This window comes from Methylobacterium symbioticum (assembly GCF_902141845.1).
In the GTDB taxonomy this organism is placed as follows: Bacteria; Pseudomonadota; Alphaproteobacteria; order Rhizobiales; family Beijerinckiaceae; genus Methylobacterium; species Methylobacterium symbioticum.
The window spans coordinates 23,267-43,724 of the sequence record NZ_CABFPH010000043.1; the positions used below are offsets into that span (position 1 = coordinate 23,267).

Annotated in this window: 17 protein-coding genes; 10 read left to right on the plus strand and 7 right to left on the minus strand. The window is 70.3% G+C overall.

Annotated features, from left to right (window positions below; translation table 11 throughout):
• The first annotated feature begins 21 nt into the window (after positions 1-21).
• The 8 genes from yajC (at position 22) to MET9862_RS15560 (ending at position 7,500) form a co-directional block, all read left to right on the plus strand.
• Positions 22-354 carry a preprotein translocase subunit YajC gene (gene yajC / locus MET9862_RS15525; RefSeq protein WP_142583813.1) on the plus strand — a complete coding sequence of 111 codons (333 nt, stop codon included), beginning with the start codon at positions 22-24 and terminating at the stop codon, positions 352-354.
• 65 nt (positions 355-419) lie between these two features.
• On the plus strand, positions 420-2,027 hold the full coding sequence (gene secD, locus MET9862_RS15530; RefSeq protein WP_142583814.1) for a protein translocase subunit SecD: 1,608 nt from the start codon (positions 420-422) through the stop codon (positions 2,025-2,027).
• A 44-nt stretch (positions 2,028-2,071) separates the two neighbouring features.
• Complete coding sequence (secF, locus tag MET9862_RS15535) at positions 2,072-3,016, plus strand: protein translocase subunit SecF (RefSeq protein WP_142583815.1); 945 nt, start codon at positions 2,072-2,074, stop codon at positions 3,014-3,016.
• A gap of 8 nt (positions 3,017-3,024) precedes the next feature.
• Positions 3,025-3,405: an Mth938-like domain-containing protein gene (locus MET9862_RS15540; RefSeq protein WP_244612735.1), complete on the plus strand. Its 381-nt coding sequence runs from the start codon at positions 3,025-3,027 to the stop codon at positions 3,403-3,405.
• Positions 3,402-4,277, plus strand: coding sequence for a phytoene/squalene synthase family protein (locus MET9862_RS15545; protein ID WP_142583816.1), 876 nt, complete (start codon positions 3,402-3,404; stop codon positions 4,275-4,277). The genes MET9862_RS15540 and MET9862_RS15545 overlap by 4 nt, the downstream gene beginning before the upstream one ends.
• A 350-nt stretch (positions 4,278-4,627) precedes the next feature.
• Positions 4,628-6,343 carry an L-lactate permease gene (locus MET9862_RS15550; protein WP_142583817.1) on the plus strand — a complete coding sequence of 572 codons (1,716 nt, stop codon included), beginning with the start codon at positions 4,628-4,630 and terminating at the stop codon, positions 6,341-6,343.
• A 131-nt stretch (positions 6,344-6,474) separates the two neighbouring features.
• A complete protein-coding gene (locus MET9862_RS15555) occupies positions 6,475-7,023 on the plus strand; it encodes a GNAT family N-acetyltransferase (RefSeq protein WP_142583818.1) in 549 nt (182 codons plus the stop codon).
• A 54-nt stretch (positions 7,024-7,077) separates the two neighbouring features.
• Entirely contained in the window at positions 7,078-7,500 is a 423-nt protein-coding gene (locus MET9862_RS15560; RefSeq protein WP_142583819.1) for a hypothetical protein, read from the plus strand.
• Between the two features lie 11 nt (positions 7,501-7,511).
• On the opposite strand, the gene trmFO is transcribed toward MET9862_RS15560, so the two are convergent.
• The 7 genes from trmFO to MET9862_RS29420 form a co-directional block, all read right to left on the minus strand.
• A complete protein-coding gene (gene trmFO, locus MET9862_RS15565) occupies positions 7,512-8,933 on the minus strand; it encodes a methylenetetrahydrofolate--tRNA-(uracil(54)-C(5))-methyltransferase (FADH(2)-oxidizing) TrmFO (protein ID WP_142583820.1) in 1,422 nt (473 codons plus the stop codon).
• A 70-nt stretch (positions 8,934-9,003) separates the two neighbouring features.
• Positions 9,004-9,150: a DUF1127 domain-containing protein gene (locus MET9862_RS15570; RefSeq protein WP_142583821.1), complete on the minus strand. Its 147-nt coding sequence runs from the start codon at positions 9,148-9,150 to the stop codon at positions 9,004-9,006.
• 327 nt (positions 9,151-9,477) lie between these two features.
• The gene (locus MET9862_RS15575) at positions 9,478-9,804 is read right to left on the minus strand and encodes a GCG_CRPN prefix-to-repeats domain-containing protein (protein ID WP_142583822.1); all 327 of its coding nucleotides are present in this window, start codon (positions 9,802-9,804) and stop codon (positions 9,478-9,480) included.
• A 175-nt stretch (positions 9,805-9,979) separates the two neighbouring features.
• Positions 9,980-10,951 carry a S1C family serine protease gene (locus MET9862_RS15580; protein WP_142583823.1) on the minus strand — a complete coding sequence of 324 codons (972 nt, stop codon included), beginning with the start codon at positions 10,949-10,951 and terminating at the stop codon, positions 9,980-9,982.
• A 184-nt stretch (positions 10,952-11,135) separates the two neighbouring features.
• Positions 11,136-12,104 carry a transporter gene (locus MET9862_RS15585; RefSeq protein ID WP_142583824.1) on the minus strand — a complete coding sequence of 323 codons (969 nt, stop codon included), beginning with the start codon at positions 12,102-12,104 and terminating at the stop codon, positions 11,136-11,138.
• 528 nt (positions 12,105-12,632) lie between these two features.
• Positions 12,633-15,725, minus strand: coding sequence for an excinuclease ABC subunit UvrA (gene uvrA, locus MET9862_RS15590; RefSeq protein ID WP_142583825.1), 3,093 nt, complete (start codon positions 15,723-15,725; stop codon positions 12,633-12,635).
• 134 nt (positions 15,726-15,859) lie between these two features.
• Complete coding sequence (locus tag MET9862_RS29420) at positions 15,860-16,141, minus strand: hypothetical protein (protein WP_185156881.1); 282 nt, start codon at positions 16,139-16,141, stop codon at positions 15,860-15,862.
• Positions 16,142-16,382: 241 nt separating this feature from the next.
• Between MET9862_RS29420 and MET9862_RS15600 the strand changes: the two genes are divergently transcribed.
• Positions 16,383-17,420, plus strand: a complete 1,038-nt coding sequence (locus MET9862_RS15600; protein ID WP_142583827.1) for a methyl-accepting chemotaxis protein — start codon at positions 16,383-16,385, stop codon at positions 17,418-17,420.
• Positions 17,421-17,946: 526 nt separating this feature from the next.
• On the plus strand, positions 17,947-20,001 hold the full coding sequence (locus tag MET9862_RS15605) for a methyl-accepting chemotaxis protein (protein WP_142583828.1): 2,055 nt from the start codon (positions 17,947-17,949) through the stop codon (positions 19,999-20,001).
• The last annotated feature ends 457 nt before the right edge of the window (positions 20,002-20,458 follow it).

Sequence of the window (20,458 nt, forward strand, 5' to 3'; positions counted from 1 at the left end):
TCGCATTTTGTGGAGACGCGCTTGATCACCCCCGCCTTCGCGCAAGGGGCCGCCGCCGCAGGCGGCGCGGAGATCGCCTTGCAGGTGGTTCCGTTCGTCCTCATCTTCGTGATCATGTATTTCCTGATCCTGAGACCGCAGCAGAAGCGGGTCAAGGATCATCAGGCCCTGATCAAGAACGTGCGCCGCGACGACACCATCGTCACCACCGGCGGGCTGATCGGCCGCGTGACGAAGGTGCAGGACGAGGCCTCCGAGATCGAGGTCGAGATCGCGCCGAACGTGCGGGTGCGGGTCGTCCGCGCCATGATCTCCGAGGTCCGCGTCAAGGGCGGCCCGGTCAAGGCCGCCTGACGCGGCAGTCCCGCGCGACGCCCGTCCCCCGCGGCGGGCCTTGAGACAACAAGAGACGACGGCGGATGTTGCGCTTTTCCCGTTCGAAGATCATCGCGACGCTCGCCGTCATCCTGATCGGCCTGAGCCTGGCCGTGCCGAGCTTCTTCCCGGCCGACAGCCGGAAGGCGTTCATGGCCTCGCTGCCCTCGTGGTTCCCGAGCTGGATCGTGCCGACCCGGGCCATCGTGCTCGGCCTCGATCTCCAGGGCGGCTCGCAGCTCCTCCTCGAAGTCGACCAGAACGAGCTCGTCGCCTCGCAGGCCAAGGGCCTGCGCGACGACGTGCGCCGCATCCTGCAGCAGGAGAGCGTGCGCGCCGATGGCGGCATCGCCCTCCAGCCCCGCGGCGTACAGGTCCGCATCGCGGACGCGGCGGCGCGCGCCAAGGTCATGCCGAAGCTGCGCGAGCTCGCCCAGCCGATCTCCAACGCGCTGGTCGGCCAGACCGGGGCCCGCACCCTCGACATCACCGAGCAGCCGGACGGGCTGATCCGCCTCGCGCTCACCGATGCCGGCATCACCGACCGCACCCGCCGCGCGGTGAGCCAGGGCATCGAGGTCATCCGCCGCCGTCTCGATTCCACGGGCACCACCGAGCCCTCGATCCAGCAGCAGGGCTCCGACCGCATCCTGATCCAGGTGCCCGGCGAGCAGAACCCGGAGCGGCTGGAGAAGCTCCTCGGCTCCACCGCCAAGCTCGAGTTCCGCATGCTCGCCGACTCGCCCTCGGGCGATGTCGACCTGCTGCCCTCGCGTGACGAGAAGGGCGCCAAGGTGCCGGTTGAGCGCCGGGTCATGGCCGATGGCGGCGACCTCACCGACGCGCAGCCGGCCTTCGACCAGCAGTCCCACGAGCCGATGGTGAGCTTCAAGTTCAACCTGAAGGGCGCGCAGCGCTTCGGGCAGGCCACCGCCGAGAACGTCGGCCGCCGCATGGCGATCGTGCTCGACAACGAGGTGGTCTCGGCCCCGGTGATCCGCACCGCCATCACCGGCGGCTCGGGCCAGATCACCGGCAACTTCTCGGTGCAGCAGGCCAACGACCTCTCCGTGCTGCTCCGCGCCGGCGCGCTGCCGGCGAAGTTCACGGTGGTGGAGCGCCGCGTCGTCGGCCCCGGCCTCGGCCGCGACTCCATCGAGGCCGGCAAGCTCGCGACCCTCGTCGCGGCCGGCCTCGTCATCGCCTTCATGTTCGCGACCTACGGCACCTTCGGCTTCATCGCGAACATCGCCCTCATCGTGCATGTGGGCCTGATCCTCGGCCTGATGTCGGTGCTCGAGGCGACGATGACCTTGCCCGGCATCGCCGGCATCGTGCTCACCATCGGCACCGCTGTCGATTCGAACGTGCTGATCTACGAGCGCATGCGCGAGGAATCCCGCGCCGGGCGCTCGCTGATCTCGGCGCTCCAGGCCGGCTTCGACCGGGCGTTCGCCACCATCATCGACTCGAACTCGACCATGGCGATCGCGGCGCTGATCCTGTTCTTCCTGGGCTCCGGCCCGGTGAAGGGCTTCGCCGTGGTGTTCATCCTCGGCATCCTGACGACCGTCATCACCGCCGTGACCCTGACCCGGATGATGATCGCCGTCTGGTACAAGACCTTCCGGCCCAAGGCCCTGCCGTTCTGACCCTTTAACTGGGGAGCCCGACCTTCCCGAGCACGAGACCGACCATGCGCCTGCTCCGCCTCTGGCCCGACGAGTCGCACTTCGACTTCATGCGCTACCGGCGCTTCAGCTTTCCGCTGTCCGCGCTCCTCTCGGTGGCGACGGTTGTGCTGTTCATCACGATCGGGCTGAACTTCGGCATCGACTTCAAGGGCGGCACGCTGGTCGAGCTGCAGGCGAAGTCCGGCAAGGCGGATGTGGCGGCGGTGCGCCACACCGCCAACAGCTTCGGCTTCGGCGAGTCGGAGGTGCAGGAGCTCGGCGGCGAGGGCCAGATCCTCGTGCGCTTCCCGCTCCAGGCGGGCGAGCAGGGCCAGACCGCGGTGATGAACAAGGCGCACGCCGCCTTCGACGCCGATTACGACTTCCGCCGCACCGAGACGGTGGGCCCGCGCGTCTCGGGCGAGCTCGTCCAGTCGGGCACGCTCGGCGTCGTGCTCTCGGTCGTGGCCGTGCTGCTCTATCTCTGGTTCCGCTTCGAGCGGGAGCTGGCGCTCGGCGCCATCGTCGGCACGCTGCACGACATCGTGCTGACCGTCGGCATCTTCATCATCACCCGCATCGAGTTCAACATGACCTCGATCGCCGCGATCCTGACCATCGTCGGCTACTCGCTCAACGAGACGGTGGTGGTGTTCGACCGGACCCGCGAGCTGATGCGCCGCTACAAGACCATCCCGACCGTCGAGCTGCTCAACCTGTCGATCAACTCGACCATGTCGCGCACGGTGATGACCTCGATCTCCACCGCCCTGTCGCTGCTGGCGCTGGTCCTGTTCGGCGGCGAGGCGATCAAGGGCTTCGCGGTGGTGATGCTCTGCGGCGTCGTCATCTGCACCTATTCGGCGATCTTCGTCTCGACGCCGGTGCTGATCTATCTCGGCCTGATGCTGTCCGGCGTGAAGCGTGCCCAGGAGGGCCGCGGCGGGCTGCCCCAGGCCGCCGAGTAGGGGGCTCCGTGGCAGGGTTCGAAGCCGGCTTCCTGCCGGGGCGCTGGCCGATCGACGCCTACGGCAATGGCGGCTTCCGCTTCGGGGACATGTCGCATCGCGGCTCGATCCTGGTCCTGCCCTCCGGCATCCGCGCCTGGGACGTCGCCGACCCGCGCGCCGTCGACCGTAACGCCCTGCGGCCCGTCCAGGCGGAGGCCGAGACGATCGACCTCCTCCTCGTCGGCACCGGTGCCGAGATCGCGGCACTGCCGCCCGATCTGCGGAGCTGGCTGAAGGGCTTCGGCGTCGGGCTCGACGTGATGCAGACCGGCGCGGCGGCCCGCACCTACAACATCCTGGTGGCCGAGAACCGCAAGGTCGCCGCCGCCCTGGTCGCGGTGGCATGACGGAGCGGGTCAGCGAGGGGGCGGCGGCCGGCCTCGACTTCGCCTTCCGCCACTGCGAGGCGCTGGTGCGCGCAGGCGACCCGGACCGCTACTTCGCGACGCTGTTCGCGCCGGCCGCCTATCGGCCGCATCTGTTCGCGCTCTACGCCTTCAGCCTCACCGTCGCGCGGGTGCGCGAGGCAGCCTCGAACCCGATGGCCGGCGAGATCCGTCTGCAATGGTGGCGGGACGCGCTTCAGGGGGAGGCGCGCGGCGACGTGAAGGCCAACCCCGTCGCGGCGGCCCTTGAGGACGCCATCGTCAAGCGTCGGCTCGGGCGCCAGCCCTTCGTGGACCTGATCGATGCCCGGGTCTTCGACCTCTACGACGACCCGATGCCGCGCCTGAACGATCTGGAGGGCTATTGCGGCGAGACCGCGTCCAGCCTGTTCCGGCTCGCGAGCCTGATCCTCGGCGACGGAGCCGAGCCCGGCGGCGCGGCGGCCGCGGGCCATGCCGGGGTGGCCTACGGGCTCGCCGGGCTGTTGCGGGCGCTGCCCTGGCACGCGCGCTCGGGCCAGGTCTACCTGCCGGGGGACATCCTGCGCGCCCACGGCGTCACCCGCGAGGACATCGTCACCGGCCGCGGCGGGCCCGGCCTGCGCGGGGCCTGCGCGGACCTGCGGGCCGTCGCCCGCCGCCATCTCGACGCCTGCGCGGCGGCGCGCCCGACCATCGCGCCGGCCGCCCGCACCGCCTTCCTGCCGCTCGCCCTGGTGCCGGACTACCTCGCCCGGATGGAACAGGTCTCCTACGACCCGCTCAACAGCCCGGTGGAGATCCCGCGCTGGCGCCGCCTGTGGCGGCTGTGGCGCGCGGCGCGGGCGGCGTGACGGATCCCGGATGCGCCGAGGCGAATGCCCGCCGCCATCCCTGGTCCGGTCCCGCGGCCGAGCGCTTCGAAGAGATCGCCCCTTGTCTGAGATGCCGGGCCGCAGCACCCAGTCGTTCGCCACAGGCCTGCGTGCCGGGACCAAGTCCGCCTCAACAAGAGCGATAGACGATCCGGCCGGTGCCGGGACGATCATCGCGGATGTGCCTGCGCGCAACTGCTACGCTTCGACGCGGAGCGGGCGGGGTCGGTGGATCCCGTGATCCAGTGCGTTGAGCCGTCTTTGCGGCTCTGTTAGAGGCGGCTCAACGGGCCCGCAAAGAAAGGCGGCCCGACCTGAGGAGTGCGCCCGTGCAGACCTGGAACCAAGTCTACGATCCCTTCGGGAATCCGTGGCTGTCGACATTGGCCGCCTCGATCCCGGTGATCGCGCTGCTCGGCATGATCGCGAGCGGCAAGGTCCAGGCGCATATCGCCGCCGTCCTGTCGCTCGTCATCGCCCTCTGCGTGGCGATCTTCGCCTTCGGCATGCCCGCCGGCCTCGCCGGCCGCGCCGCGCTGCTCGGCATGGTCACGGGCTTCTTCCCGATCGGCTGGATCATCCTCAACGTCATCTTCCTCTACCGCCTGACGGTGGAGAAGGGCTGGTTCGCCACGCTCCAGCAATCGGTGGCCGGCATCACCCAGGACCGGCGCATCCAGCTCTTGCTGGTGGCCTTCGCCTTCGGCGCCTTCTTCGAGGGCGCGGGCGGCTTCGGCACGCCGGTCGCGGTGACCGGCGCGATCCTGATCGGGCTCGGCTTCTCGCCGCTCGCCGCCTCGGGCCTCTCGCTCATCGCCAACACGGCGCCGGTGGCCTACGGCGCGCTCGGCGCCCCGATCCAGGGCCTCGCCTCGGTGACGGGCTACGACCCCTACATCCTCGGCGCGATGATCGGGCGGCAGCTGCCGTTCTTCTCGGTTCTGGTGCCGTTCTGGCTGATCTGGGTGTTCGCGGGCTTCCGCGGCATGATCCGGATCTGGCCGCCGATCCTGGTCTGCGGCGCCTCCTTCGCGGCGGCCCAGTTCCTGATCTCGAACTACGTCAATCCCTGGATCGTCGATATCGGCGCCTCGCTCGTCTCGATGGGCGCGCTCGTCCTGTTCCTGAAGTTCTGGCAGCCCGCCCAGATCTGGACCTCGCCGGCGCTGCGCGGCCACGACCCCTCGATCGGCTACGGCCAGCCGCGCCCGGTCTCGGTCGGCGCCGCGGTGCCGGGCGACCTGCCGAAGGTGCATGTGGGCGGGCGCACCGCCACCTCCCGCGAGATCATGATGGCCTGGGTGCCGTGGATCATCCTCTCGGTGGTGGTCGCGATCTGGGGCACCGGCTGGTTCAAGGGCCTCGTCAACCCGCTCTTCACCTGGAAGTACGAGGTGCCGGGCCTGCACAACGTGATCATGAAGGTGCCGCCGGTCGAGGCGCATCCGAAGCCGGAGGCGGCGGTCTTCCTGTTCACCTACATGTCCTACACCGGCACGGGCGTGCTGATCGCCGCGATCATCTCGGGCCTGATCATGCGCTTCTCGCCGCTGCGCCTGATCACCGCCTATCTCGAGACGATCTGGGTGCTGCGCTACTCGCTCGTCACCATCGCGGCGATGCTCGCGCTCGGCGTGCTCACCCGCTACGCCGGCGTCGACGCGACGCTGGGCCTGGCCTTCGCCGGCACGGGCATCCTCTACCCGTTCTTCGGCACGTTGCTCGGCTGGCTCGGCGTGGCGCTGACGGGCTCCGACACCGCCTCGAACGTGCTCTTCGGCGGCCTGCAGAAGATCACCTCGGAGCAGCTCGGCCTGTCGGGCATCCTGATGGCCTCGGCCAATTCCTCCGGCGGCGTGATGGGCAAGATGATCGACGCGCAGTCGATCGTCGTGGCCTCGACGGCGACGGGCTATTTCGGCCAGGAGGGCAAGATCCTGCGCTTCGTGTTCTGGCACTCGATCGTGCTGGCGAGCCTCGTCGGCCTGCTGGTGATGCTCCAGGCCTATGTGCACCCGTTCAGCGCGATGGTGATCCACCCGTAGCAGACGCCGCCGCGCCGGCCGCGCGCGCCCGCCCCGGATCCCGGGGCGGGCTTTTTCATGACGCCGCCGGGATTAAGCCCGGCCTGCGAGCCGTGCCTTCCCGAGCGGTCTCGCAACCCCACATCCCGTCTATGTTCACCCTCGCCGCCCGGGACAGCCTCGCCGACCTGCCCGACCTCAGAACCGGGCGCCTCTCGATCGGCGCGCTTCTGCCGGAGGATGCGGACGCCCTGCGCCGCCTCACCGACGACCCGGCGATCACCGGCGCCGTCGACTTCCTGCCCGATCCCTTCACGCTGCAGGACGCGCGCGACCTGATCGGCTCTGCGCGGCGTGGGCGCGACCGCTTCCTCGGCGCCTGGGCGCAGGAGGACCACAGCCTCGTCGGCGTGATCGGGACGCATCTGCGCGGGGAGGGGGTGGTGGAGATCGGCTACTGGATCGGCGGCGCCGCCCGCGGCCGCGGCTACGCGACCGAGGCGGTCACGGGCGTGCTCGGGCTCCTCGCCCGGCGCTTCCCCCACCGCACCGTCGTGGCCGAATGCCGCCCCGGCAACATCGCCTCCTGGGGCCTGCTGACCAAGCTCGGCTTCCACGATACCGGCGACGACGGGCACCGGCCGGGACGGAAGGTGCTGACGCTCACCCCCATCCGCCGCGCTACCGCCTCCACGCCCTAGATCTTGCGGCGAACTCTCTCAGGGTTATGCTCCCATAAAAGGGAGATGGTCAGCATGAGCAGCGCGGACCGGCCGCTTCGGCGGAAGCGTGTAATTTACGGGCTTGGCGCTTTGGGGCTGGGCTGCCTCGTCGCTACCTTCATCCTGCTCGGCGGTCTGACGTTCAAGGCAGCGATCCTTCTGGCAGGCTTCGATGCAGGAGCACTCGGCTTCATCGTTGCCAGTTCACGGCCGGCATGGCTCGGGTTCGGCCTCCGAGAATATGGCCATCTCTACGAGGTGAGTATCTGCGTCTGGTGCGCGACTCTGATCGGACCCGCAATGAACGTGGGCGAGAGCTTCGGCATCCCCTTCCTCGTTCTGGTTCTATCGATAGCGCTGGCCATGAATTTGGCGTCCATGCTCATCTATGCGGCGCTGTTCACGCCTGCAGAGCGGACGACACTCCGCGCCCGGAAAGCGGTGGCGCCCAGCTGATACGGGCGCGACTACTCCGCCGCCGCCCGCGGCGCGTCGCCGCCGAGCCAGGCGGCGAGGTCGGCCCGGGCGCGGTCGGTGAGGGCGCGCCGCTTCAGCGCCGCCTTCTCCGGGCCGCGCAGGCGGCGGCCGGTCTCGTTGCGCGGCATGCGCTCCAGAGGCGGGAACAGGCCGAAATTGACGTTCATCGGCTGGAAGGAGCGCGGCGCGCCCTCGTCCTCCGCCGCCACGTGGCCGCCGGTGATGTGGGCGATCAGCGCGCCGAGCGCCGTGGTCTGCGGCAGCGGCGCCAGCGTCCGGCCCTCGGCCTCGGCGACCGCGAAGCGGCCGGCCATCAGGCCGATCGCGGCGCTCTCCACATAGCCCTCGCAGCCGGTGATCTGGCCGGCGAAGCGCAGGGACGGCCGCGCCTTCAGGCGCAGGGTCGCGTCGAGGAGGCGCGGGCTGTCGAGATAGGTGTTGCGGTGCAGGCCCCCGAGGCGGGCGAACTCCGCGTTCTCCAGGCCCGGGATGGTGCGGAAGATCCGGACCTGCTCGGCATGGCGCAGCTTCGTTTGGAAGCCGACCATGTTGTAGAGCGTGCCGAGGGCGTTGTCCTGCCGCAGCTGCACGATGGCGCAGGCCTTCACGGTCGGGTTGTGCGGGTTGGTCAGGCCGACCGGCTTCATCGGGCCGTGGCGCAGGGTCTCAGGACCGCGCTCGGCCATGACCTCGATCGGCAGACAGCCGTCGAAATAGGGGGTCGAGGCTTCCCAGTCCTTGAAGCTCGTCTTCTCGCCCGCGATCAGCGCGGCGATGAAGGCGTCGTACTGCTCCCGGTCAAGGGGACAGTTGATGTAGTCGGCGCCGGTCCCGCCGGGGCCGGCCTTGTCGTAGCGCGACTGGAACCACGCCTTGCTCATGTCGATCGAGTCGCGGTGCACGATCGGCGCGATCGCGTCGAAGAAGGCCAGCGATTCGGCCCCCGTCAATGCGCGGATCGCCTCGGCGAGGCCGGGCGCGGTGAGCGGGCCCGTGGCGATGATGGTCGGGCCCCACTCCGCCGGGGGCAGGGCGTCGAGCGCCTCGCGGCGGATCTCGATGTTCGGGTGGGCGGACAGGGCCGCGGTGACCGCTCCGGAGAAGCCGTCGCGGTCGACGGCGAGCGCGCCGCCGGCCGGCACCTGATGTGCATCGCCCGCCCGCATGATCAGCGAGCTCAGGGCGCGCATCTCCTGATGCAGGAGGCCGACGGCGTTGCCGTTCGGGTCGTCGGAGCGGAAGGAATTGGAGCAGACGAGCTCCGCGAGCCCGTCGGTCTGATGGGCCTCGGTGCGTCGCACGGGCCGCATCTCGTGGATCACGGCGCGGTGGCCGCTCTCGGCGATCTGCCAGGCGGCTTCCGAGCCTGCGAGCCCGCCGCCGACGACGTGGATGGTGTGAACCTCGGTCATGCGCCGGCATACCGGAGGGAGGCGGCCCGGATCAACGGGCCGCATGCCGGCAGGATCGGGCGCCGGAGGATCAGACGCGCGCGATGCCGTTGATCTCGTAGCGGCTGATGCCGAGATCGGCGAGCTCGCGGTCGGACAGGCGGGAGAGCTGGTGAACCGTGTCGCGGTAGCGGAGATAGGCGCGGAAACGGCTCAGGACGCTGCGGGCGGCGGACATGGGATCAGGACCTCTGTTGCGGCAACGCCGACCACCGCTTGGGCAGCGCTGCCTCTTGTTGATGCACCGCATATATAGGCCTGCCGCAGCGCAGCGGCTGCGCCGATGCGGAACGGCAGACATGCTGCAAGCGCATGTACGGCTTAAGCTTTCGGCAAGCCGGCGAGCTGCCCGTTTCGTCATCGCAGCGCGGCATGGAGGCGGCGGAGTGGCCTGCCCAGGCTTTGCGCTTGCCAAAAAAATAGGCGCCCCGCTCGTGGCGGGGCGCCGTGTCTGGTCGTGTCTGCCATCCGCTTCGGACGGACGGCGCGTCTGCGACGGGCGCCGTTACCAGCGCGGTCCGTAGAAGCCGTAGGGCCGGTAATAGGGACGCGGTCCGTAGACGACCGGGCGCCGCCAATAGGGCCGTGGCCCACCCCAGTAGGGCCGGGGTCCGTAATAGGGCCGCGGCCCCCAGTTCGGGCGGCAGACGCCCCAGGGGTTCGGGTGGAAGCCCGGGCCGCACCCCCCGGCCACGGTCTGAACCATCGCGTCGCCGGCGAGCGGGGCGACGGCGAGCGGCGCCGCGCCGGCCGAGCCGGCGAAACCGAGGCCGCCGGCGACGAGGGCGGCCAGACCGAATGCGCGCGCGGGCAACGCGGTCACATGCGTCATGACGGGATCTCCTTCGCTGTCCGGCTGGCCGCGGGCCGCCGGATCCGAAGATCCTGCCGCGCCCGAGATGAACGCCGGCTGATGGGGCAGCGTCCTGCCTGCGCCCGGATGGAGGCGCGTGCGCAGGCGCACGCGGAGCGGGCGGGCCGTCCCGCAGCCTGCCGATCGGGGTCGATCAGTGCAGGGGCGGGGCCATCAGGAAGCGGTCGCGGTCGGCCGAGATCAGGACCGGGCTCAGGATGCGTCCGTCCCGGCGCAGGGTGAGGGGAACCGGAACGCCGGCCGTGCCGAGCGCCCAGACCTTGCGGAAGAAGGTGGCGAGATCGGCCACCGGCTCCCCGGCCACCGTCTCGATCAGGTCGCCGACCTGCACGTCGGCGAGTTCGGCCGGGCCGTTATCGGCGAGTCCCATCACCACGACGCCGATCTCGCTCTCGGTGGCGTAGAGGCCGAGCCAGGGCCGGGGCGGCTGGTCGGGCCGGCCGCGCCGGGCGAGGTCGTCGAGGACCGGCAGCAGCAGCTCGATCGGCACCACCATGTTGATCGCCCGCGCCGTGCCGCCGCCCTGCTGGAGCTGCAGGGAGCCGATGCCGAGAAGCTCGCCCTCGGGCCCGATCAGGGCGGTGCCGCCCCAATGGGGATGGGCCGGGGCGGTGAACAGCGCCTCGTCGAGGACGTATTCCCAGTAGCCCGCGAATTCCTGGCGGGCGATCAGCTCCACGGCGACGCTGTGCGCGGGGCCGCCCGCCCCCGCCAGGACGGCGCGGTCGCCGATATGCAGGCTGCGCGAATCGCCGAGCGGCAGCGCCGGCAGGCCGAGCGGACCCAGCGCCTGGACCAGGCCGAACCCGGTCGTCGCGTCGAAGCCGAGCACATGGCCCTGCACCGAGCGTCCGTCGCGGGTGGTGAGCCAGACGCTGTCCGCCTCGGTGATCAGGTAGCCGATGGTGAGGACGAGGCCGTCCACGTCGATCACGACGCCGTTGCCGGCCCGCTCCGTGCCGAGCACCTCGGCGGTATAGGCGGCCTCCGGAATGCGGGCCGAGAGCGTGACCACGGCGGAGAGCGCCCGGTCGAGATCGTAGCGGTAGTCCCCGGCCTGCGGCTGCGCCGACGCCGGAATCTTCCAATCGCCGTGCGCGGTCATGCGGTCCTCGCCGGTTCAGCCCCGGCCGGGGCGATGCCGGCCGGACCATCGGGCAAGATAGGTCGGCGGCGTCCCGATGACAGCGGCGCTCGGGGATGGCCTGACAGCAAAAAACCGCCCGGCCGCGAGGCCGGACGGTTCTCGATGCGGTGACCGGGCGTCCGTGGACGCCCGGACCCGGCGATCAGTACTTGCGGATGATCGGCTGCGCCGCAGCGGCGGCCGGAGCGGCAGCCGTGTAGAGCGGGGCAATGATGCGGAACCAGCCGCGGGTCTCGTCGGCGAAGGCGCCGACGCCGCGATCGGCGACCGTACGGGTCACCATGAACTGGGCCTTGAAGGGCCCGAAGTCGTAGCCGATGAGACCACCGGCCGCGAACGTGCCGACGCGAGCGTAGTTCGCGTAGAGCAGACGGTTCCGGTTCACCGGCAGGTCGGTGTAGCCGTAGGCCACGGCGCCGATCTCGAACTTGCCGAAGGTCTTCGTCGCGGTCAGGTCGAGGTAGAGGCCGTCGGCCTGGGCCTGCGGGCCGAGGAAGGCGCCGACCCGGCCGCCGAAGCGGGCCGCATCGTCCACCGTGATGTTGTAGGTCAGGGCCGCGGTCAGGTTCCAGCCGTCGCCGGTGTACGAGATCGCGCCGGTCTGACGGATCGTGGTCGAGGCGAGGTTGGCGAGGACCGGGGTGCAGCCCGTGACGATCAGCGCGCCGTTGCAGAGCGAGCCGCGGTCACCGACGTTGACATAGGCACCGACGAGGTAGGCGGCGCTGATCTTGTTGCCCAGATCCCAGGCGAAGATGTTACCGACGAAGGGGTTGTAGAAGTAGCTCTGGCTCTGGTTGCCGAGCGGGGCCGGGTTGTTGGTGTTCACGAACACCGACGGGATGGCGATCACCGGGATCAGCTGCGCGCCGAGCACCTTCCACGGGGTCGCCCAGGCGAGGATCGGAACGTTCACGCCGACATCCGGAGCGCCGGCCGCATCGCCACGGCCCCAGCTGAAGGTGTTGATCGCGTAGACGCCCTCGGGCAGCGGCCCGTAGGCGAGACCGACCTGCTCACCCGGCTGGGTGACAGGGGCGGCCTGGGCGATCGTGGCGGACATGCCGACGGTAAGGGCAACCGCTCCAGCGGCCAGCCAGGTCTTCATCATTTTCTCGTTCCTTCCCAAGGATTTCAGGCTTCCGTCCCGCAGCCCTGGCATTTCCTTGCCGGTTTGCCGCCGAAGCGGCTGCCGGTGTGACCGATGCCAGTGAGCCCCCTACGGCGCCACCCCAAGTCTCAACGTTTGGGACTATTCTACAGGACGCTTCCGAAAGACAGTGGAATGCCTGCCTCGTCGGCAGAACGGACCCAACCGTTGCTCAAAAGCCGCATTTCTGCCGCAGCGCGAAAGCGTCGTTCCTTGGTTGATCTTGCGCGTGATCATGCGCCGATCCAGCAAAATAACGCAGAACGGTCAAGCTCTTGCCGGGCGCCGGAAACCCGGGAGGATCCGGCAACGAGGCCGGGAAGGATGGGTCGCGGCACAACCGTGGGTAGGGGCGAGCGAGGCCGGGACGCCTCCGTGCGGGAGCCTCCGCGGCGGCCGGCCGGCGCTGCCGGCCGGTCTGCCCGCGTCGGGCGCGGCTCGAATCATCGTGGCTGACGGGCCGGGCGAGAATCGCCCGGCCGGATCGGGCTACTCGGCCGCGCTGGCGCGGGGTGTCGCGAGGGGGCGCCGGTCCAGCACCTCGCGCAGGAACCGGCCGGTATGGCTCGCCGGGCTGCGGGCGATCTGCTCCGGCGTGCCTTCCGCCACCACCATGCCGCCGCCGCTGCCGCCCTCGGGGCCCATGTCGATCACCCAGTCGGCGGTCTTGATGACTTCGAGGTTGTGCTCGATCACCACCACCGTATTGCCCTGGTCCACGAGCTCGTGGAGCACCTCCATCAGCTTGGCCACGTCGTGGAAGTGGAGGCCCGTGGTCGGCTCGTCGAGGATGTAGAGGGTCCGGCCGGTGGCGCGCTTGGCCAGCTCCTTCGATAGCTTCACCCGCTGCGCCTCGCCGCCCGAGAGCGTGGTCGCCTGCTGGCCCACATGGACGTAGTGCAGGCCGACGCGCTTCAGGGTCTCCATCTTGTCGCGGATCGCGGGCACCGCCTTGAACAGCTCGGCCGCCTCCTCGACGGTCATGTCGAGCACGTCGGCGATCGACTTGCCCCTGTACTTCACTTCCAAGGTCTCGCGGTCGTAGCGCTTGCCCTTGCAGACATCGCAGGTGACGTAGACGTCCGGCAGGAAGTGCATCTCGATCTTGATGACGCCATCGCCCGAGCAGGCCTCGCAGCGCCCGCCCTTCACGTTGAAGGAGAAGCGGCCCGGCTGGTAGCCGCGCGCCTTGGCCTCGGGCAGGCCCGCGAACCAGTCGCGGATCGGGGTGAACGCGCCGATATAGGTGGCCGGGTTCGAGCGCGGCGTGCGGCCGATCGGCGACTGGTCGATGTCGATGACCTTGTCGAGATGCTCCAGCCCTTCGAGCCGCTCGTAGGGCGCGGGGTGCTCCAGGGCACCGTTCAGCTTCTTGGCCACCGCCTTGTAGAGCGTGTCGATGATCAGCGTCGACTTGCCGCCGCCCGAGACGCCGGTGATGCAGGTGAAGGTGCCGAGCGGGATGTCGACGCTGACGTTCCGCAGGTTGTTGCCCCGCGCGCCGACGAGGGAGAGCTTGCCCTTGCGGCCCTTGCGCCGGACGCTCGGCGTGCGCACCGCCATCTCGCCGGTGAGGTACTTGGCGGTGAGCGAGGCGGGATTGGCGAGCACCTCCGCGGGGGTGCCCTGCGCGATGATCTGCCCGCCATGGATGCCGGCGCCCGGCCCGACATCGACCACGTAGTCGGCCTGGAGGATCGCGTCCTCGTCGTGCTCGACCACGATCACCGAGTTGCCGAGGTCGCGCAGGCGCTTGAGCGTGCCGAGCAGGCGCTCGTTGTCGCGCTGGTGCAGGCCGATCGAGGGCTCGTCGAGGACGTAGAGGACGCCCGAGAGCCCCGAGCCGATCTGCGAGGCCAACCGGATGCGCTGGCTCTCGCCGCCCGAGAGCGAGCCGGAGCCGCGGGCGAGCGTCAGGTATTCCAGGCCGACATCGACCAGGAAGGTCAGCCGGTCGCGGATCTCCTTGAGGATCCGCACCGCGATCTCGTTCTGCTTGCCCGTCAGCTTCTCCGGCAGGTCGGCGAACCAGGCCTGCGCGTCGGCGACCGAGAGGGCGGTGACGTCGCCGATATCCTGCATCGCGATCTTCACGGCGAGCGCCTCGGGCTTCAGCCGCTTGCCGGCGCAGGCGGCGCAGGGCGTCTCGCTCATGAAGCGGCCGATCTCCTCGCGGGCGGCGTCGCTGTCGGTCTCCTTGTAGCGGCGCTCCAGGTTCGGGATCACGCCCTCGAAGGGCTTGGTCACCGCGTAGGCGCGGGCGCCGTCGTCGTACTCGAAGCGCACGGCCTGGGAGCCGGTGCCGTAGAGGATGACGGCGCGGGCGGCGGCCGGGAGCTGGTCCCAGGCGACCGTGGTCTTGAAGCCGTAATGCCTGGCGAGCGCCTCCAGCGTCTGGCCGTAATAGGGCGAGGTCGATTTCGCCCAGGGTGCCACCGCGCCGCGCTTCAGGCTGAGCGCCCCATCGCCGATGACGAGCTCGGGGTCGATCCGCATCTCGTGGCCGATGCCGCCGCAGGTCGGGCAGGCGCCGAACGGGTTGTTGAACGAGAACAGCCGGGGCTCGATCTCGGGGATGGTGAAGCCGGAGACCGGGCAGGCGAAGCGCGAGGAGAAGGTGATCTTGCGCGGCGCCTCGCCCTCGGGCGCGTCCGCGAACTCGATGTCGGCGATGCCGTCGGCGAGTTCCAGTGCCGTCTCGAAGCTCTCGGCCAGCCGCGAGCCGATATCGTCCCGCACGACGATGCGGTCCACCACCACGTCGATGTCGTGCTTGAGCTTCTTGTCGAGCTTCGGCACGTCGTCGATCGGGTAGTATTCGCCGTCGATCCGCAGGCGCTGGAAGCCCTTCTTCTGGAACTCGGCGATCTCCTTGCGGTACTCGCCCTTGCGCCCGCGCACCACGGGGGCGAGCAGGTAGAGCCGCGTCTTCTCCGGCAGCGCCAGCACGCGGTCGACCATCTGGCTGACCGTCTGGCTCTCGATGGGCAGGCCGGTGGCCGGCGAGTAGGGGATGCCCACGCGCGCCCAGAGCAGGCGCATGTAGTCGTAGATCTCGGTGACGGTGCCCACCGTCGAGCGCGGGTTCTTCGAGGTGGTCTTCTGCTCGATGGAGATGGCCGGCGAGAGCCCGTCGATCTGGTCGACATCGGGCTTGGACATCATCTCGAGGAACTGGCGGGCATAGGCCGAGAGCGACTCGACGTAGCGGCGCTGCCCCTCCGCATAGATCGTGTCGAAGGCGAGCGACGACTTGCCGGAGCCGGACAGCCCGGTGAACACCACGAACCTGTCGCGGGGGATCGTCAGGTCGACGTTCTTGAGGTTGTGCTCGCGCGCGCCCCGGATCGCGATCACCCGCTGGTCGGGGGCGGGCGCGGCGTCGAACAGGGCGGCGAGGCGGGCGCCGGTCTCGTCCTTGGCGCTGTCCCGCGGCTTGGCCGGGCCCGCCTTGGCTGCACCCGTCTTGGCTGCACCGGCCTTAGCTGGGGCAGCCTTCGCCGCACCGGTCTTGACTACGCTGGCCTTGGCGAGGTCGGTCTTGGCCGCGTTCTCGGCTTTGCGGGCTTTGGATGGGGCCATGGGGTGAAGCAATCTCTGCGACGATCCGGGCGGCCCGTTGCGGCGCCCGCGATGGAAACGGACGGTCACCGGGCATGCCGCGCGCGAGTCCGGGACTCTCGAGACGGAGATGGAATCCGGGCGGCGCGAAACCACTAGAACGGAACAGGTACGACGGCAATGCCGGCCGAGACGGGCGGCGATCCCGTCAGGGAGGGCGCGAAAAAAAACGTTCCGCCAGCCGGCAGGGCCGAGGCGCGGTCCTGGAGGCCGGCGGAGCCGCGCGAATCGCGCAGAGTGCCCAGTTCCTGCGACGCGCGATTGATCATCATGCCCGAATAGTCGCCATCCGCCCGGATGATCGAAATCAAACCGATGAATGGCATTAAAAACCCATTTATCAATCGATTTAACCGGCTCAAGACACCGCTCGACAAGATCAACGCTCGATTCGTAGGATACGCTCCGAGTTCCCGGCAGCCCGCTGCGGGCGAAGGGCTCGGACCCATCGCGCACGCGAGCGCCTGCTCGGCCGACAAGAACATCAACCGCAACACCGGCCTGCCGCGCCGCCATGATCGCAGGGTCATGGACGGCGCCCGAGCGCGCGACAACCAAAACGACCGGGACGGGAACGCCGTCAACGGCGCCTGTATCCAACGATCTTGGGATGACGTCATGAGCAGTCTGAAACTGGCCGACGTGGTCGGCGCATCGGCGCATGCCTTGCGATCCAATGCGACCTCGAACCTCGGCCTGATCCAGTCGATCGCCAACCGCATGCGCCTGCTGGCGCTGAACGCGCTGATCGAGGCGGCGCATGCCGGCGAGAAGGGCGCGGGCTTCTCGGTCGTCGCCCAGGAGGTCCGCACGGTCTCGGCCGAGGTCGAATCGCTCGCCGCGGCCCTCGGGCAGGGTCTCAGCACGGGGGTGGACGACCTCACCCGGGCCGTCGAGCAGCTCGCGAGCGAGGCGCGCGCGAACCGCTGCGTCGACCTCGCCCTCAACGCGGTCGAGCTGATCGACCGAAACCTCTACGAGCGCACCTGTGATGTCCGGTGGTGGGCCACCGACGCGGCCGTGGTCGCCTGTGCCGAGCAGCCGACGCAGGCGACCGCCGCCCATGCGAGCGAGCGGCTCGGCGTGATCCTGTCGGCCTACACCGTCTATCTCGATCTCTGGTTGTGCGACCTCAGGGGTCGGGTGATCGCCAACGGCCGTCCCGACACCTATCCGGGCGTGGTCGGCACGGAGGTCGGCGCCGAGCCGTGGTTCCGGGAGGCGGCGGCCCTGCGGAGCGGGGACGCGTTCACGGCCGCCGACGTGCGGACCGAGCCGCATCTCGGCGGCGCGCAGGTCGCGACCTATTGCGCGAGCGTGCGCTCCGACGGCCGCTCCGACGCTCCCGCGCTCGGCGTCCTCGCCATCCATTTCGACTGGCAGCCGCAGGCCCAGGCCATCGTCCAGGGCGTGCGGCTGGAGGCCGGCGAGAAGGACCGCACCCGGGTGATGCTGCTCGATGCCCGGAACCGCGTGATCGCCTGTTCCCGGGGCGAGAGCGTCCTGAGCGAGACCTATCCGCTCCGGACGGAGGGACGGGCGCAGGGCCATTACCGGACCGATCAGGGACGGCTCGTCGCCTTCCACGACACCCCGGGCTACGAGACCTATCGCGGGCTCGGCTGGCGGGGCGTGATCGAGCAGCGGCTCGCCTGAGGCGCGGGGCGATCGGCGCGCGGTGCCAGCCCTGACCGCGCCCGGCACCACGAGCGGGCCGGGCGCGCGGGACCGCGCGCCGAGGCGCCTTGCAGGACCGAGCCGGGGACACGCGCGCCGAGCCAATCGTTCGGATGCCCTCTCCCGCCGGGCCTGCCTCGATCGCGGCGACGGTCCCTCACCGGCGCGCCATGACCAAGCCAGGCGGCGCAGCGCAGCGAAGACTCAATCACTAGCTGCAAAAATCAGCTCAAAAGACACACGAGTGCTGATTTTTGCAAACTCCGATTGCACGGCTCCGCCGCTATGCAGTCAAACCATCCTTGGCGCGCCATTTAAGATTTTATTCAAAGACGTACTGACTTCACGGAAGACAAAGTCCGGATTCACTCAGGCTTTCACCAGAACAGTCGAAGATTTATGCATGATGACCGATTGGTGAGCACTACGTCGTAAGGCAAGAATTCCTTTACCGGTAGCCGGGCATCCATCGCGCAACACCACAAGACGACGGGCCGACGAACGGATGGCACTTGGATTTCTCACGTCCCTGCGCGGACGCATCGTCGCCGTGGCGCTCGCGCCCTGCCTCGCCTTCGGCGCCGTCACCGGCATCGCGATCACGCAGCGCTCGGCGGAGCGCACCGAGATGCGGCGCGTGGAGCATCTCGCCGACCTGGCCACACGGATCAGCGTCTTCGTGCACGAGGCCCAGCGTGAGCGCGGGGCGTCGAGCCTCTTCCTCGGCTCGAAGGGGAGCCAGTTCAAAGCGGAGCTCGCGGCGCAGCGCGCCCTCACGGACGGCTCCGTTCAGGGCCTCGGGCAGGCCGTCACGGATGCACCGATCGCCGCTCTCGGCGCCGGGATCGAGCGGCGCGGACAGGCCTTCGCGCAGGCGCTCGCCCGGCTGGCCGAGCAGCGCAAGGCGGTGGATGCCCTGGAGACGCCGGTCGCTCAGGCCGCGGCCTATTACACGGCGACGATCGCCGAGGGTCTCGGCATCGTGCGCGAGATGGGGGGCGTCGCTGCCCATGCCGGCATCGCCGCGCGCGCCTCGACCTACGCCGCCTTCCTCGCGCTGAAGGAGGCCGCCGGCCAGGAGCGGGCGGCCGCCGCGGCCGCCTTCGCCGCCGGCAGCCTCGACCTCGGCGGGCTCGGCCGCTTCGCCGCGCTCTCGGCGAACCAGGCGACCTTCGCCGGCCTGTTCCGGGCGGGCGCGAGCGAGGCCCAGAGCGCGCTGCTCGACGCGGCGGACGCGACCGACGCCGCCCGGGAGGTGGCGCGCCTGCGCAAGCTCGTCCTCGGCACCCTGCCGGGCGAGACGCTGCCGTTCCGCGACGCGCCGCACTGGTTCAAGCTCTCGACTCAGCGCATCGATGCCCTGAAGGGCGTCGAGGACCGGCTCAGCGGCGATCTCGTCGCGGCCGCGCAGGCGGTGCGCGCCGAGGCGGATCAGGCGCTCACGATCTGGACGCTGGCGGGGCTCGCGACCTTCCTCCTGTCCGGCGCGCTCGCCTTCGGCCTCGGCAGCGCCATCGCGCGTCCGCTGGTGCGGATGTCGCAGGTGCTCGTCGCCATCGGGCGCGGCGAGGCGGATGTGGCGATTCCGGAGGGCGGCCCGCGCGAGGTGCAGGCCCTCTCGCGGGCCGCCGCGGCGTTCCGGGAGAGCGTGGCCGAGGGCCGGGCCCACCGCGCCGAGCAGGAGCGGCTCACGGCCGAGACCGCGGCCGCCCAGCGCCGGGCGGTGCTGAGCCTCGCCGACAGCTTCGAGGCGCAGGTCGGCGGCATCGTCGGGACCGTCTCGGACGCCGCCAGCCAGCTCCAGGCCGCCGCCGACGGAATGGCCCAGGCTGCCGAGCGCACCACGGCCCTGAGCCGCGAAGTGGCGAGCGCCTCGCAGGAGGCGGCGCTCTCGGCCGACACGGTCGCCGCAGCGACGGAGGAGCTCTCGGCCTCGGTGCGCGAGATCGGAACCCAGGCCACCGCCTCCGCCGACCTCTCGGCCTCGGCCACGCGCGATGCCGAGGCGATGGCCGCCCAGGTGCGCCATCTGGCGGCGGCGGCCGGCAGCATCGGCCAGATCGTCGGGCTGATCTCCGACATCGCCAGCCAGACCAACCTGCTGGCCTTGAACGCCACGATCGAGGCGGCCCGCGCCGGCGAGGCGGGCCGCGGCTTCGCGGTGGTGGCCGCCGAGGTCAAGGAGCTGGCCGGCCAGACCGCCAAGGCCACCGACGAGATCGCCGCCAAGGTCGCCGAGATCTCGGCTTCCACCGAGGCCTCGGTCGCCTCGATCACCGGTATCACCGGGCTGATCCAGCGCCTCTCGCGCGTCGGCGGCGACATCGCCGCGGCGGTGGAGCAGCAGGGCGCCGCGACCACCGAGATCGCCCGCACCACGGCACAGAGCTCGCAGAACAGCCGCACCGTCTCGAGCCACATCGCGAGCGTCAGCGAGACCGCGGCCATGGCGAGCGCCGGCTCGGGCCAGGTCCTGGCTGCGGCGGGCGACCTCTCTCGGCAGGCCGCGATGCTGCGCGAGACCGTGAGCGGCTTCCTGGCGACCGTGCGGGCCGCCTGAGCCTTATCGCCCGTCCCTGAGGGGGCAGGGGAGCCGCAAGCCCCCTCCGGCCTCCGGGGAGGGCACCGCTGCCTCCAGCGGAGAGCAAGGATCACGACGCGCGCCCTCGCCCGACCGGGGGAGGGGACCCGAGCCTGATCCGGGCTGCGGCGGAGCGCTGGAACCGCGCCCTTCCTCCCCCTCTGCGGGGGAGGGTGGCCCGCGAAGCGGGTTGGGAGAGGGGTGCGACGGTGCAAGCGGAGGCGGTGGCCTTCATGCCTGCTCCGCCCCTTCCGGCAGCCGGGCTCCCCTCTCCCGCCCCCCTTCGGGGGCCACCCTCTCCCGCAGAGGGGAGAGGAAGGGCACGGCGGCAGGGCGGAAAGGCCTGCCCTGAGACAAAAAGCTTGACACGCGAGAACAAAACACGTACATCCCAGCCACGCGCTGTCCCGCGGCGCGACGGGTCCTGCAACCCGCC

Coding starts and splice junctions, on each gene's coding strand:
- secD (WP_142583814.1), top strand. CDS start 420: ATGTTGCGCTTTTCCCGTTCGAAGATCATCGCGACGCTCGCCGTCATC.
- secF (WP_142583815.1), top strand. CDS start 2,072: ATGCGCCTGCTCCGCCTCTGGCCCGACGAGTCGCACTTCGACTTCATG.
- MET9862_RS15545 (WP_142583816.1), top strand. CDS start 3,402: ATGACGGAGCGGGTCAGCGAGGGGGCGGCGGCCGGCCTCGACTTCGCC.
- MET9862_RS15555 (WP_142583818.1), top strand. CDS start 6,475: ATGTTCACCCTCGCCGCCCGGGACAGCCTCGCCGACCTGCCCGACCTC.
- MET9862_RS15560 (WP_142583819.1), top strand. CDS start 7,078: ATGAGCAGCGCGGACCGGCCGCTTCGGCGGAAGCGTGTAATTTACGGG.
- trmFO (WP_142583820.1), bottom strand. CDS start 8,933: ATGACCGAGGTTCACACCATCCACGTCGTCGGCGGCGGGCTCGCAGGC.
- MET9862_RS15570 (WP_142583821.1), bottom strand. CDS start 9,150: ATGTCCGCCGCCCGCAGCGTCCTGAGCCGTTTCCGCGCCTATCTCCGC.
- MET9862_RS15575 (WP_142583822.1), bottom strand. CDS start 9,804: ATGACGCATGTGACCGCGTTGCCCGCGCGCGCATTCGGTCTGGCCGCC.
- MET9862_RS15580 (WP_142583823.1), bottom strand. CDS start 10,951: ATGACCGCGCACGGCGATTGGAAGATTCCGGCGTCGGCGCAGCCGCAG.
- MET9862_RS15585 (WP_142583824.1), bottom strand. CDS start 12,104: ATGATGAAGACCTGGCTGGCCGCTGGAGCGGTTGCCCTTACCGTCGGC.
- uvrA (WP_142583825.1), bottom strand. CDS start 15,725: ATGGCCCCATCCAAAGCCCGCAAAGCCGAGAACGCGGCCAAGACCGAC.
- MET9862_RS15600 (WP_142583827.1), top strand. CDS start 16,383: ATGAGCAGTCTGAAACTGGCCGACGTGGTCGGCGCATCGGCGCATGCC.
- MET9862_RS15605 (WP_142583828.1), top strand. CDS start 17,947: ATGGCACTTGGATTTCTCACGTCCCTGCGCGGACGCATCGTCGCCGTG.